The organism is Nonomuraea antri (assembly GCF_013283785.1).
In the GTDB taxonomy this organism is placed as follows: domain Bacteria; phylum Actinomycetota; class Actinomycetes; order Streptosporangiales; family Streptosporangiaceae; genus Nonomuraea; species Nonomuraea antri.
Genome location: NZ_JABCPZ010000094.1, coordinates 1 through 13,657, shown reverse-complemented (window position 1 = coordinate 13,657; position 13,657 = coordinate 1). Strand labels below are relative to the sequence as shown.

Sequence of the window (13,657 nt, the reverse complement as noted above, 5' to 3'; positions counted from 1 at the left end):
TTTCGCCTGGTAGCTGGCATGTTCTGGATCGGTGGCGAGTCGAGGACGCGCCGGTCACCGTTGCGATTCGGTAGAGGCGCGATCTTTCATCAGCCCGTTGAGTAACATTTGACCGTGGCCCATGGATCCTTTTCCCCAAACGAGAATGAAACCCGGCGGATACTCGTTGAGAGCCAGCTGAAACGGTCGGGGTGGGATCGGGATCAGTTGGTCGACGAGTACGCGATCACGGACGGGAAGATCCTCGCCGCCGGAGGCCGGCCCCGGCGGGGCGCGCAACTGCGCGCGGACTACGCTCTCGAGTACCGCCCGGGCCTGCCGATCGCGATCGTGGAGGTCAAGCGGACCTCTGCCAACGCCAACGACGGTGTCGAGCAGGCCAAACGGTACGCCAGGAAACTGGAAGTGCCGTTCGCCTATGCGACCAACGGGCTTGAGGTCCAGGAGATCGACCTGGACACGGGGCTCATCACTCAGGTCAGCGCCTATCCATCACCTGATGAACTGTGGGCCCGTTACCGTCGGGCCAAGGGTCTTGACCTGCAGCGCGCCATCGACCTCGTACTCACACCGTTCGATCAGACGCTGAAAAACTGGGACAATACTCCGAAGACTCCTCGTTACTACCAGCGGCTCGCGGTCAACAAGGCGGTCGAGGCCATCGGCAGAGGCCGGGATCGCATTCTGCTCGTTCTGGCCACCGGTACCGGCAAGACACTCGTGGCGTACCAGGTAGTGAAGAAGCTGTCGCATGGTGGATGGGTCGATGGGCGTCAACCTCGCGTGCTCTATCTCGCCGACCGGAACATCCTGGTGGACCAGCCCAAGGACGAATATTTCGTGCCGGGGTTCGGCGAAGCCGTCCACAAGCTGGGCGGCGGGGTGGCGAAGCTCGGCCGTCATATCTACTTCGCGCTCTACCAGTCCCTTGACCAGCAGGGTGGAGAGACGGCCGGTGACCGGAAGGCGCTGTTCGAGCAGTTCGGCGAGGACTTCTTCGATCTGATCATCGTCGACGAGTGCCACCGGGGGAGCGCACGGGAGAACTCCAACTGGCAACGCATACTGAAGCACTTCACCTCGGCCGTGCAGATCGGCCTCACCGCGACCCCCATCAGTGAACGCGATGCAGACACCTACGAGTACTTCGGCCGACCCGTCTACGAATATTCCCTGAAGGACGGCATCGACGACGGTTTCCTCGCTCCCTACCGGGTGCGCCGAGTCAACATCAACGTCGACGTCACCGGCTGGCAGCCGGAGCCGGGACAGGTCGACATCCACGGAAACCCCATCCCCGATCGAGAATACACGCAGCCGGATTTCGAGCGGGTGCTGGCGATCAAGGAGCGCACCGAGGTCGCGGCCCAGTATCTGACGGCCCTGCTGCATGAGACCGGCCGCATGAACAAGACCGTCGTCTTCTGCGTGGACTCCGATCACGCCGGCCGGATGCGCGCCGAGTTGAACAACCTCAACGCGGATCTGTCCAGACAGTACGGCGGAGACTACGTGGTCCGGATCACCTCCAGAGACGGTGACCCCGGACTCGCGCACCTCGATGAGTTCAGGAAGGTAAACGGCGACGCTCCGGTGATCGCGGTGACTTCGAGACTGCTCTCGACCGGTGTCGACATGCCGATGGTGCGCAATGTCGTGATCTTCCGGCCGATCGGCTCCATGACCGAGTTCAAGCAGATCGTGGGACGCGGCACGAGGCTGTTCAAGGACAGGGGCAAGTTCAGCTTCGACATCATCGACTTCGTCTACGCGACCAGGAAGTTCAATGACCCCGAGTTCGACGGCCCTCCCATCCGCCGTTACGAGGTCGAGCTAGACGACGATGGGAGTGCGATCGAGACTGTCGAACAGGAGCCAGAAGGAGAGCCTTCATCGGCTGCCGAGCCGGAGGCTGGCTTTGAGCAGCAGGAGGGCGGCCTCTTTGATCCAGCCGAGGGGATGAGTGACGATGAACTGGTCTCGGCGTTGACCACCCGTGCCCGTAGGTTCTACGTGGACGGCCAGGACGTCTTCATCTGGAACGACACGCTCTATGTGATGGACGCCGACAGCGGCCGACCCAAGATGGTCGAGTATCGGGTGTTCGTCGGCGACCAGGTTCGCAAGCTCAACCTCAGCGCGACCGAACTGCGCGGCCAGTGGGCGCGGGCCAGGTCACGCTCGGAGATCCTTCGGGCGCTGGAACACCTCGGAATCGATTTCAAGGTCTTGGCCGAGCAGATGGGAGATCCCGACGCCGATCCACTCGACCTCCTGCTCGCCGCCGCCTGGGAGTTCCCGGCCATGACGCGCAGGGAACGAGCCCGCCGGGTGCGGAGGGAATACCAGGAATTCCTGGGCTCGTTCTCCGCGGATGCGCGGGAGATCCTGGAACTCGTCCTGGACAGATACGCCGAGCACGGTCCGGTCGAACTGGGCTCGGAAGCGTTGCAATCGCCTCCGCTCAGGCAACGGGGAACCCTGCCGGAACTTGCGGCGCGGTTCGGCGGGGGTGAGCGGCTCTGGGACGCTCTCGACCAGCTCGGACTGTACGTCTACGACGCCGCGTAGTTCAAAGGCCACGGGTGGTTCGCCGTTTGGGCGCCCGCACAGTGAACCCGAACCGCCGTGACCGTCCACTACGATGAGCCACGTCCATGACCCGGTAGGTGTGCCTCCCCGCTGTCCTGGCGGGCACATTCCGTTTCCCCAAGGGCAGCCGTGTCGGACACGACGGCAGAGACGACGGAAGGATCCGCATCGATGGCAGCGGCTGGGAAGACCGCCGACAAGACCTCGCGTGCTCGATTGGGCGCGGTCATCAAGTCCGCCCGGGACATCATGCGTAAGGATGCGGGTCTCAACGGTGACCTGGATCGGCTGCCGCAGCTCTCCTGGCTGTTGTTTCTGCGCGCCTTCGACGCTTTGGAAGAGAGCAGGAGGCTGGCCGATCGCGGTTACCGGCCGGCGATCGAGGCGCCGTATCGATGGCGCGACTGGGCGGAAGATGACGATCTGTATGGCGACGCGCTTCGGGACTTCGTCAACGGCAGGTTGCTGCCCTATCTCAAGGGAGATCTCAAGGACGAGGCGCCCCGTGACAACGTGCTCGTCGACCTGTTCAAAGACATGCACAACCGGATGCTGTCCGGTTATCTCCTGGGTGACCTCGTCCGGCAGCTTAATGAGATCAACTTCGCTTCCAGCGACGACATCCACACGATGGCCTACCTGTACGAGACCATCCTCCGGGAGATGCGCGACGCCGCCGGAGATTCAGGCGAGTTCTACACGCCGAGACCGGTGATCCGGTTCATGGTGAAGCAGTCGTTCCTGTCGCTGGGGGAGAGCATCCTCGACCCGGCCTGCGGGACGGGCGGCTTCCTGGTGGAGAGCCTTGAAGAACTGAGTGTGAAAGCCGACGGCACTGAGGCGTGGAAGCAGCTCCAGAAGGATCTGCGAGGCATCGAGAAGAAGCCGCTTCCCTATCTGCTCTGCCTGATGAATCTCATCCTGCACGGGATCGACACGCCTGCCGTCGTCAGGAACAACGCCCTGGTCCAGATGACGAGCGAGACCGGAGACGCGAGCAAGGTCAGTGTCATCCTCACCAACCCGCCGTTCGGCGGTGAGGAGGAGAACTCGATCTCGGAGCGTTTCGCCAAGGGGATCCGGACGAAGGAGACGGCCTGGCTGTTCCTCGTGGCCATCCTCGACAAGCTCAAGCCCGGCGGCCGATGCGCGATCGTCCTCCCCAACGGTGTGCTCTTCGGTGAGGGAGCAGGAACTCGGATCAAGGAACGTTTGCTGCGCGAGTGCAATCTTCACACAGTTGTACGGCTTCCGCAGGGCGTCTTCGCGCCCTATACACAGATTCCGGCCAACCTGCTCTTCTTCGAGAAGACCGGGCGGACCGAGGAGACCTGGTTTTACGAGATCCTTCCTCCTGAGGGACGAAAAGGCTATAGCAAGACCAAGCCTATGCGCGACGAGGAGTTCGATGAGTGCGCGGCTTGGTGGGGCGGACGGAAGCGGGAGGGACGCCAGGAGAACGAGCATGCCTGGCGGGTTCCGGTTGCTGACATCGAAGCGGGCGGATTCAACCTCGACCTGAGCAATCTCAATGCAAAAGACGATCTCGCTCATCGTCCGCCAGCAGAACTGCTCTCGGACTTGATCGCCATGGAACGCCAAATTCTCGGCCTCCTCGAAGGACTCGCCGTTGACCTTGAGGAGTCGAAGTGGGCGTAAAGCGAGTAGCACTGGGCTCGCTTCTCAAGCTTGAGCGTATTCCTCTGGAGATAGACCCTGACGCCGAGTATGTGCAGATTGGTATCCGCTCCTTCGGGAAGGGAATCTTTCATCGTACTCCGACTAGAGGGGGAGATCTCAGCAAGCTCCGCTACTTCGAACTGAGGCCGAACCGCTTGATCGTCAGTAATATCATGGCATGGGAAGGTGCTATTGCGGTATCGGGAGACGTCGAGAAGGGGTGCATAGCCTCCAGTCGATTCTTGAGTTATGCGCCAACGGAGAAGGTTGATCTATCGTATCTAAACTATTTCTTTCAGAGTGAGATGGGCTTCAGGTTGATTAGGGGAACTTCGACTGGGACGGTTTTGCGAAACCAGACTCTCTCTATAAAAGACTTTGAGTCGATGGAAATTTGCCTGCCGGAGCTTGACCGGCAGAGAAATGTCGCTACTCGTCTGGATCTTGCCTTGGGCAAGCTTGGCCGGATGGAAGAATTGAGGGGTGGCATAAGCCGTACGAGCGCCGCCACAGTTGAGTCCGTATTGGCCTCTGTAGTGGCGCAAGATCCTCCTCGATGCCAGATCATAGAGGTGTTGAGAGCCGATCGGACGCCGATCGAGATTGATCCGGATGGCCCCTATCGTGCCCTTGGCCTTCGTTCGTTCGGGAAGGGGACGATCCGGTACGCGCCTGTTCCGGGTGCAGAACTGAGCAAACTGCGCTACTTTGCATTCCCTGAAAACGCACTCGTGCTCAGTAACATCAAGGCGTGGGAGGGTGCGATAAGCGTTACCACTGGGGAAGATCTCGAATGTGTGGCGTCGAATCGCTTTCTCTTCTATTCACCCCGTGACTCACGGGTTAATATTGGATTTGTTCGTTACTACCTTCTTTCGAAGGCGGGGCTCGCCGATGTGGGTGCTTGCTCGCCTGGTATGGCGGACCGCAATCGAACCTTGGGGATCAAGGCATTCGAGCGACTGCGCATTCCCCTGCCTGGGCGTGATGTCCAGGACCGCGTTGTTCGAGTACTTGACGGAGTGACAGGTGGTCTTGCGAAAGCGGTTGCGATGGCCGAGGGTTCCAAAGCCTTGAGGACATCGGTGCTGAACGCGGCATTCCATGGCCGACTATGAATGGGTGGCCCGTATGACCTGTTCACCTGGGTCATTCATGCACGTCGATGGTAGGTCTCAAGTAAGTGTGGAGATTCTCTGTTTTAGTCGATAGCGATTAGTCAAACTCGCCGCCCTTCACGCCGTTAATGAAGGCGTCCCACTCGCTGAGTGTAAAGACCAGTATGGGGCCGTTGGGGTTTTTGCTGTCGCGGATGCCTCGGCGTCCACAGGTTAGTTCAGCGATCTCCACGCAGTTGCCTCCGTTGCTGCCCGAGTGGGAAGACTTGACCCATGTGGCTGTCCGCAGTTCTTGGGTCAGCTGGTCCATCGCTGCCTCGTCTCCTTGATCAATTTTACGGATTCACGCTGGGACAGCGCCTCAGAACGAATCCCTTCGTACCTGAATGCTAGAGTTTTAACGCTCTCTGTCCAGTCGGTTACTTGGGCGTTGGATGCAGCTTCGACGTATGCCGTGTCGGGGGTGCCGTGGGCTTGGGCGATCGCGAACCCTCCAAGGAGGCCGGTTGTCGAGTACGCGTCGAGGGGAAGAATCTGGATGGTGATTCGAACGGCATGTGCGGCTTCGAGAAGATGAGTGAGCTGCGCTTCCATTATGTGGGGGCTCCCGATGGGACGGTGCAGCACACCCTCGTCGAGGACTACCCAGAGAATGGGTGGCTTGGGTCGCCGGAGGATCGATTGTCGTTCCATCCGAGCAGTGACGTGCTCTTCGATCTCTTCTGGCGATACGCCGGGCTCTCCGCTCAGGATCGCTCTGGCGTAGTCTTCGGTCTGGAGCAGGCCGGGTACGACGAGCGGCTCCCAGGTGCGAATGGCTTCCGCCGTGGCCTCCACATCGAGCCAGGGCCGGAACCATGGCGGGGCCGAGGCATGGCTGACCATGGGCCAGAGGCGCATCAGCGCTCCCTCCGCCTCCAGCGCCCCGTCGCAGAGGCGTGCGAACTCCTCCGTCGGTGACCGCCTGGCGGTCTCGATCATGCTGATCGTGCCGACGGAGTAGGAAACCTCCTTCGACAAGCTGAGTTGCGACCACCCTCGGGCCTTGCGGTGCCGCCGCAACTCGAACCCGAAGAGGGCTGTCGGGGAGTCGGCGGGGCATAGCTCGCTTTCCTTCGGCACTTGACCTCCTGGGGATGCCACTGTTCAAAGAGGTTTCACTTGAACGGTTGATATCAAGTCGAAGTCGATCGACTACTGACTGTAGCTGAAGTTTGGGATGGTGGACAAGGAAAGACAAGATCGACTCATGGACGCAGGTGAATTGATGAAATCAGCGAGTGCGAAGCCTAAGATCATTGCTTCGATTCATCTGGCGGGTATCCGCGAGTCTGTCTCGTACGCACGTACTCAAGTACGCCAGTGGCTGGGAGATGACCACCCTGCCGGCGACGATGCGGTGCTGGCCGCGTCAGAGCTTCTGACCAACGCGCTCCAGCACTCCGACGCCAGGCCCTACGACCTCATCGGGCTCGCTGTCGCCGCGACCGCGGAGATGGTCTACGTGGAGGTACGCGACCCAGGTTCCTCGTTCTCCGCACCTCATATCCGCCAGGAGACGCAAGCGGAGGGCGGTCGTGGGCTGATGATCATCAGCGAGATCTCCGAGGACTGGGGGGTCCGCGAGCACGGCCCAGGCGTTGGCCGCACCGTCTGGTGCGTCATCCGGTCTCCCCTTCCTGCCCCGGCGGTACTCGTCCCCGAGCGGCGGATGGACGCGGCGCCAGGCTGACAGTGAAGGCTGCACCGGCGCAGCTTGATCATGTGGAGGCGGCGAGTCCGGCGAGGCCCAGGGCGCGGTGGTGAAGGGTTTCCGAGCGGATCCGCAGGAACTCCTTGTAGTCGTTGCACGTCGCGGCCTCGTACGCCTCCTTGGTCACCAGGCAACTGGCCAGATGGGCGAGGAGTCTTTCTTCGCCGATCTCGTCGGCGAAGTCCCGCAGGTACCCCGCGGGAGGCTGGTTGGAGACGAAGATGTTCGTGGCCGAGCTCAGCATCACGATGTTGGCAGGAACGTTGGCGCTGCTGAAATCGGTCCCCTGATGCTTCCTCAAGTAGTCCTTGGGAAAGAAGTGGTGCCACTCCTTGTCGTTGGCCCAGGAAAGAGCTTTGCCGGTGTCCAGGGTCGCTCCCGTACGGATGTCCAGCGGGACCGCGCCGGCCATGAGGAGCGCGGCCATCTTGGAGACCGCGTTCTCGACGCTGAATCTGTTCCGCCGCCAGATCTCGGGACCTGGCATGGAAACCGGAACGTCGATCTCGGAACTGCCGCCGGAGACGAAGTCGTGGACGGCGGCACGATCGGCCGCCATTTGGTTGAGGTTCCAGTTCTGGTATCTGCCGCCGAGAGTCGTCCGCCAAAACCAGCGGCGGATGGCGGCGAACTGGGCGGCCGTCGGTCTCTTCAGCCAGGTGAAGATGCTGACGAGAATCGCGAACTGGGTCTCGTAGGGCAGCGTCCTGGATGAAGGAGTCCGGATTTCGGTGGCGAGAAAGTCGACGGCGCGCTTGGCTGCCTCCTCGGTCTCCTCGATCACGTCCTTGAGCTGTGGTCTGGGAAGCTGGCGCAGTTGCTCGACGTCTCCTCGGGAGTAGCCGAACCCGGCGGTCGCCGCTATGGCGCGAAGAAGGATCTTCGGATCGAGGTTCCCGTAGTTCTTGCGGTGCAGGACATCCTTGATGGCGTCGATCGAGTCCAGCAGATCGAAGTCCGGAGCCCAGGTGGCGGCTCGCATGAACTCCACCAGGCTCAGCGGCGTCCCAGTGGTGTTGATGCGCTCGAAGACCAGGCCGATCTCCTCGATCGACATGTCGCGGAGCGTCACCACCGCGATCTGGTAGTCCGCGAAACGGTTGTGCAGCAGGCGCGCTCGCTGCTTGAGTTCCTCGTCGCCGATCCGCTCCAGCCGAACGGAGAACTCCGCGCTGTCGAGGAGGAAGCGCAACGGAAACTGCTCGGGCGCAGGCTCCGCCATGTCTTCTCGATGGAGGAAGGCCGCCTGACCGAGGTCATAGACGATGTTCCACGGGCTCCTCGGGTCCCCGTCGGGCTCCCAGTACAGCGCGCCACAGATCGTGGAGAGCCGCTGCTGGCCGTCCAACAGGTAGCTGACGTGCCGGCCGGTTGGTAGCGAGTCGACTTCCAGCCCGCCGACCGTCCGTTCGCTCGCCAGCTCCTGATCGCTCTCCCAGAGCAGGATGCTGCCGACGGGGTAGTTCTTGGCCACGGAGTCGAGCAGATTGAGGATCTGCTGACGGGACCAGACGAAATCCCTCTGGAACTTGGGCAGGACGATGCGGCCGGCGAGGATGTCTCCAGCGACCTTGACGAGCCGGGGAGTCGAGGGCTCGGGGTCGCGGGGAAGTTGCCTGCGGGGAGATGGTCGCTGCACGTGTTCTCCGGGGAAACGATGGCGGCAAGGGCCATGTCAAGATGGCCGCGTCTCTGTAGATCATGATGGTCTTATCAGACTAGGGAGAGGAACTGCTGTGCCGCTGTCTCGGAAGATCACGTGTTATCGCCTGGTTGCGGAGGTCCTTGAGTGGGATCAGAACACCGCTGCGTTCGATCTTCCAGACGTCCCAACCCGCGCATGCCGTTGTCCCCGCGACCGCAGCCCCCGCAGCTGACAACGAGTGGAAGGGCTCGCCTGTGTCCAGCCTGATCACCCCGTCGGGCTCGACAGTGGCGAAATATGCGTCGCCCTTCCACCTTCGGAAGATCTTAGCTCCCGGCGACAGCAGTCCGGTGTTGATCAGGTCGATGACCTCGATCCCGTAGTGGGCCCGGCTGCGCCGTCTTACCACTTGCTCAGGGGTGGGTTGGATCTTCGGGACCCTGAAACCGAGCCTGGCAGGATCCCAGATCTCCTCGCAGAGCAGCTGATACAGCTCCTGACGCTGTTCTATCTCCTTGGTTCCGAAGGACGGGCAGCTGCGGAACGCCTGGTCTAGCTTCGCCGCCTTGATGTACTTGACGAATGCCGGGTTCCTCTCGCGACTCTTGGGATGCAGAGAGGCCGCGAGCCGATTCTGAGTGCGGTAGTGCTCGATCTTCTGCTCGTAGGGATCGTCTCGGAAACTCGCGTTGATGGATTTGGGCAGAATTAGCAGCGCACCAAGCCGGTTGCGCCAGTGATCGAAGTTGGCGACAGTTTTGACCAGGGGCTTGTAGCGCTCAAATTTGTTCGCCCAGATGTGCTCGATCTCATAATTGAGATGGCCCTGCAAGTACTCGCCCTCGCGATCCCCGCCGTCACATGCCCGCTGGACGTGAGCGGTCATCCGGGCGAGGAGATAGCGGACGAGGCGGCGGTTGTTGGCACGGAGACCGAAGGACTTGAGTTCGCGGAAATCGGGGTCCAGTAGCGCGATTTCCCGGCCGAGGACTGAGGCGATCTCCTTAGCCGAGGGACAGGCGCGCAGCGTGGGGATCACTCTGTAGATGATCTCGTCGAGGTCGCGGCGTTGTACGGGGAGATTGTTGACGCATCGCCGCACATAGATGAGATCGAGGAATGCCGCGACGAGTGCGCATTTCTCGACGAAGACACGCTCGGGGTCGTCCGGGTGAGCGACGGCCATAAGCAGAGTGAGCTGGTTATCGATGCCGTTGTGGCCGTTGAAGAAGACGGCTGGCAGCTCTGGCCTGAACTCCCGGCTGGCGCGGAGCGCTGTGCAGTAGCGCGAGGAGATGCCCGTGAGCTTCTTGATGAAGGCGTGAGCACCGGTCGGGCGATCGAGCCCCAGCCGTACCTCGTTGTCGACAACCCATTCGTGAAAAGCTCGCTCGATCTCCATGGGGTCCGCGAAGGTCTCGTCGAAATCGGCCTGTTGAGCGAGAAGAAACGAGCGGACATAGGCGCTAGGTGCATTGGCCTCGTGCAGATCGGCTTCCGCGGCAGCCAGTCGTGTCAGCATGTCTGCCCATGCCTTGCCGAGTTCCACTCGTGCCTTCGGGCCCACTCGGCGGAAGAGGTGACCTTTGAGAAGGTCAACAGGGCTGGGACGGAGACCTCGATCGTTCATCGACACAAAGATCTCGCGCCCGTTCTCTTGGTTCAGCGCTCGTATGCCAACCAGACATACCCGGCTGAGCAGCCATTCAACGAAGAAGGGAAGTGCTTCGCCTCGTAAGACCTCGGGGAAGTCCTCATCGATCTCCCTGCTCCGATCGTAGAGATTTTTGACCGAGACCGGGGTGTCGTCGGGCAGTGTGAAACCGTTGAGACTGGTCCAGTCCCTCATGAGAGCGTTCAGCAACTGGGCACGGACGGGTTCCTCGTTCGCCTGGATGGTGAAATTCCGCTTGCCGTGGCGGGCGGTGTAGATGAGCCCTTCCAAGGTGGCAATGTCAACTTCAACGTCCACTTCCTGATCGAGAAGAAGCTGTCGAAGATAGATCAGCAGGAGGTGGAGGGTGGTGATGCGCTGCTGACCATCGACGAGGAAGGTGCGTCCGCCATGCTCATGGTAGACATAGGGGCCGAGGAAGTAAGGGGTGTACTCGTCGACCGCTTCCCGTTCGTGCAGCGGGTTCCAATGAGGAAGGAAATGACGGCTGAGATCCTCGATCAGAGTCCGGATCTCATCGCGTGTCCAGGTGTATTCCCGTTGGTAGTAGTCCAAGGCGAACGTGCTGTTCTTGAACAGCTGTTGAACGGTTACACCATTACCAGGGATAGGACTGTCCGCCATGAAATCAGGCTCGCCTCTCTTCTATAGGTAGTTACTCCCCGTCTATCACGTTCGGCGGAGAAGTGTTACAAAATCTGACCGATCGCGGCCATGAAGTGCGAGGCGTACTGCGCGGCGGGCGATGAGGGCGGCCCAGTGGAAGGCGAATCCGTGGTGCGCTTTCGTCCTCAGAACTGGAGGTCGGCCCAGTCGATGGTGACGGGCAGCGGGTTCGTGATAGCGGGGGTGGGGTCGGACTCTCTCATCAGCGTGCCCACGTGTTTGTACAGCATCGCCGCGAGATCGAGCCGGTAGCGTTCGATGGTGGATACGCCGATCTGGTCGAGGCGGACGATCCAGTAGTGGGGGATGCCGGCTTTGGCGTACTCGCCGAGTTTATCGGTGGTGTCCTGGGTCTCCGAGCCGGGTGACACGATCTCGACGACCAGCAGAGTGTGCTCGGCGCGGAGTCTCTCGCCGCGCTCGCGATCGAGGCAACGGTAGAGAACGACGTCCGGCCGGCGGTTGAGCAGCGGCACGTCTCGCAATCGGAGATCGACGTCGTTGTTGACGGTGAGGCACTCGTGTCCACGGCTCATGGCCTGTCTGGCGTGGCGTTCCAGGAGGTTGGCGAGCCGTCGGCCAGCGGTTTGGTGATCGGGTGTCGGGGACTCGCAGAAGACGACGTATCCGTCCACGATCTCGATCGCTCTGGCGATCTCCTCTGGAAGTTCCTCGTATTCCTCGGAAGTGACACGACCGGGTTGAGGGCGAATGCTGAGAAGCCAGCTGTCTTCCGGCAAGGCTGTCATCGGCAACTCCTCGATCGCGGGCGATAAGGCCAGCTTACGGAGAATTCCGCCGTAGCACAGTTATCGTGGGAGCGAAGTCGGCGGCCCGTAGGCCGACACGCCACTATGCGGCCCACTATCCGGCGGTTGGGCGCGGCGGGCGATGAGGGCTTCGACGCCGTCGAGCAGGAGGTCGAGGCCGAAGTAGAAGTCGTCGTCCTGGTGCCATTCGTCGGCGCCCTCGAAGGCGCCCTCGCCCACGACGGCCGACAGCGCGGGGTAGCGCTCCGGATCGACGAGCTTGGCCAGCATGTCGCCGTAGTCGGTGGCGCCCTTGAGACCGGCCTCGGCGAGGGGTGAGTCGGCGTTGCCGAGGGCCAGGGCGGCGTCGGTGAGCGCGTAGCCGGTGAGCGCCGTGACGACGTTGACGCGCTCGCCCGCGTCGAGGCCCACGCCGTCGAGCGCGGCCAGCGCGCGGTCGAACCAGAGTGTCATCTGCGGGCCCACCGGCGGGCCGAGCTTGGCGATCGACAGGAACCAGGGGTGGTCGAGCAGGAAGTCGCGGTTGGCGCGGGTCCACTCGGTCAGGTATTCGCGCCGGCCCAGGTCTCCGCGCTCCGGCGGGGCGGGCGCGGCCCGGTCGGCCATGATCGCGAGCAGGTCCTCCTTGCTGCCGACGTAGCGGTACAGCGCCATGGTGGCCAGGCCCACGCGCTTGGCCACGTTGCTCATCGACACCCCGGCCAGCCCTTCGGCGTCGGCGATCTCGATGGCGGCGGCGACGATCGTGGGCAGGTCCAGGCGCGGGCGCGGACCCCGGCGCGTCTCGGGCTCGCGACCCCACATGCGGGCCACGACGGGAGGCAGCGCGTGCTCCTCTGGCATCCCACTCCTTCACGCCGGTCGTCTTGACGGGATCACATACCCACGCCCATGATAGGAATATAACTGCGTATAAGATACAGAGTACGACGCACGCAGAAAGGGTGCTCATGACAGATCTGGCGATCCATGCTCAGGGCCTGGGCAAGTCGTTCGGCGACAACCGGGTGCTGACCGGGGTGAACCTCGCCGTCCCGACCGGTGGCCTGCAGGCGTTGCTCGGGCCGAACGGGTCGGGCAAGACGACGACCGTGCGGATCCTGACCACGCTGCTGCGCGCCGACTCCGGCACCGCGAGCGTGGCCGGGCACGACGTGGCCCGCGACGGCGTGGCGGTGCGCCGCGCCATCGGCCTGACGGCCCAGCAGTCCACCGTGGACGAACTGCTCACCGGCAAGGAGAACCTGGAGCTGTTCGCCGGCCTGTACCACCTGGGCCGGGGGGCGGCCCAGCGGCGCGCGGCCGAACTGCTCGAACGCTTCGACCTCGGCCAGGCCGCCGAGCGGCGCGTGTCGACGTACTCGGGCGGCATGCGAAGGCGTCTGGACCTGGCGGTCAGCATCGTGGCCGCGCCCCGGATCCTGTTCCTGGACGAGCCCACCACCGGCCTCGACCCGCGCAGCAGGGCCGAGCTGTGGGCGGTGATCAGGGAATTGCTCGGCTCCGGCACCACCATCCTGCTGACCACGCAGTACCTGGAGGAGGCCGACCAGCTCGCCGACCGGGTCGCGGTGATCAACGGCGGGCGGGTGGTCGCCGACGACACGCCGGCCGCGCTGAAGCGCCAGGTGGGCGCCGAGCGGCTGGTGCTGCGGCTGGCCCGGGCCCGCGACCTGCCCGCCGCCGCCCACGCCCTGTCCGAGGTCCTCACCGCCTCCGGCGGGGCCGGCGCCGACCGTTCGGGGGCCGGCGCCGGCC

At 62.6% G+C, this 13,657-nt stretch carries 11 protein-coding genes; 5 read left to right on the top strand and 6 right to left on the bottom strand.

What is annotated here, in order from left to right; translation table 11 throughout:
* The first annotated feature begins 114 nt into the window (after positions 1-114).
* The 3 genes from hsdR (at position 115) to HII36_RS27815 (ending at position 5,390) form a co-directional block, all read left to right on the top strand.
* Entirely contained in the window at positions 115-2,571 is a 2,457-nt protein-coding gene (hsdR, locus tag HII36_RS27825; RefSeq protein ID WP_173526219.1) for an EcoAI/FtnUII family type I restriction enzme subunit R, read from the top strand.
* Positions 2,572-2,763: 192 nt separating this feature from the next.
* Positions 2,764-4,251, top strand: a complete 1,488-nt coding sequence (locus tag HII36_RS27820; RefSeq protein ID WP_173526218.1) for a class I SAM-dependent DNA methyltransferase — start codon at positions 2,764-2,766, stop codon at positions 4,249-4,251.
* Positions 4,242-5,390, top strand: a complete 1,149-nt coding sequence (locus HII36_RS27815; RefSeq protein ID WP_173526217.1) for a restriction endonuclease subunit S — start codon at positions 4,242-4,244, stop codon at positions 5,388-5,390. The genes HII36_RS27820 and HII36_RS27815 overlap by 10 nt, the downstream gene beginning before the upstream one ends.
* A gap of 97 nt (positions 5,391-5,487) precedes the next feature.
* Here the strand turns inward: HII36_RS27815 and HII36_RS27810 are convergent, their stop codons facing one another.
* The gene (locus HII36_RS27810; protein ID WP_173526216.1) at positions 5,488-5,700 is read right to left on the bottom strand and encodes a DUF397 domain-containing protein; all 213 of its coding nucleotides are present in this window, start codon (positions 5,698-5,700) and stop codon (positions 5,488-5,490) included.
* Positions 5,688-6,512 carry a helix-turn-helix domain-containing protein gene (locus HII36_RS27805; protein ID WP_173526215.1) on the bottom strand — a complete coding sequence of 275 codons (825 nt, stop codon included), beginning with the start codon at positions 6,510-6,512 and terminating at the stop codon, positions 5,688-5,690. Before HII36_RS27805 ends, HII36_RS27810 begins: the two co-directional genes overlap by 13 nt.
* A gap of 127 nt (positions 6,513-6,639) precedes the next feature.
* Here HII36_RS27805 and HII36_RS27800 point away from each other — a divergent pair, with 127 nt between their 5' ends.
* Positions 6,640-7,122 carry an ATP-binding protein gene (locus HII36_RS27800; RefSeq protein ID WP_173526214.1) on the top strand — a complete coding sequence of 161 codons (483 nt, stop codon included), beginning with the start codon at positions 6,640-6,642 and terminating at the stop codon, positions 7,120-7,122.
* A 28-nt stretch (positions 7,123-7,150) separates the two neighbouring features.
* On the opposite strand, the gene HII36_RS27795 is transcribed toward HII36_RS27800, so the two are convergent.
* The 4 genes from HII36_RS27795 to HII36_RS27780 all read right to left on the bottom strand — a co-directional run bounded on the left by HII36_RS27795 (position 7,151) and on the right by HII36_RS27780 (position 12,742).
* Positions 7,151-8,782 (bottom strand): GmrSD restriction endonuclease domain-containing protein, encoded by a 1,632-nt coding sequence (locus HII36_RS27795; protein WP_173526213.1) that lies wholly within the window; start codon positions 8,780-8,782, stop codon positions 7,151-7,153.
* Between the two features lie 79 nt (positions 8,783-8,861).
* On the bottom strand, positions 8,862-11,087 hold the full coding sequence (locus tag HII36_RS27790; RefSeq protein WP_173526212.1) for a GmrSD restriction endonuclease domain-containing protein: 2,226 nt from the start codon (positions 11,085-11,087) through the stop codon (positions 8,862-8,864).
* A gap of 167 nt (positions 11,088-11,254) precedes the next feature.
* Entirely contained in the window at positions 11,255-11,878 is a 624-nt protein-coding gene (locus HII36_RS27785; protein WP_173526211.1) for a Uma2 family endonuclease, read from the bottom strand.
* A gap of 60 nt (positions 11,879-11,938) precedes the next feature.
* On the bottom strand, positions 11,939-12,742 hold the full coding sequence (locus HII36_RS27780) for a TetR/AcrR family transcriptional regulator (RefSeq protein ID WP_173526210.1): 804 nt from the start codon (positions 12,740-12,742) through the stop codon (positions 11,939-11,941).
* Positions 12,743-12,849: 107 nt separating this feature from the next.
* Here HII36_RS27780 and HII36_RS27775 point away from each other — a divergent pair.
* Positions 12,850-13,657: ATP-binding cassette domain-containing protein (locus HII36_RS27775; protein ID WP_173526209.1), on the top strand; the 808-nt coding region annotated here is incomplete at its 3' end.

Coding starts and splice junctions, on each gene's coding strand:
- HII36_RS27820 (WP_173526218.1), top strand. CDS start 2,764: ATGGCAGCGGCTGGGAAGACCGCCGACAAGACCTCGCGTGCTCGATTG.
- HII36_RS27810 (WP_173526216.1), bottom strand. CDS start 5,700: ATGGACCAGCTGACCCAAGAACTGCGGACAGCCACATGGGTCAAGTCT.
- HII36_RS27800 (WP_173526214.1), top strand. CDS start 6,640: ATGGACGCAGGTGAATTGATGAAATCAGCGAGTGCGAAGCCTAAGATC.
- HII36_RS27790 (WP_173526212.1), bottom strand. CDS start 11,087: ATGGCGGACAGTCCTATCCCTGGTAATGGTGTAACCGTTCAACAGCTG.
- HII36_RS27785 (WP_173526211.1), bottom strand. CDS start 11,878: ATGACAGCCTTGCCGGAAGACAGCTGGCTTCTCAGCATTCGCCCTCAA.
- HII36_RS27780 (WP_173526210.1), bottom strand. CDS start 12,742: ATGCCAGAGGAGCACGCGCTGCCTCCCGTCGTGGCCCGCATGTGGGGT.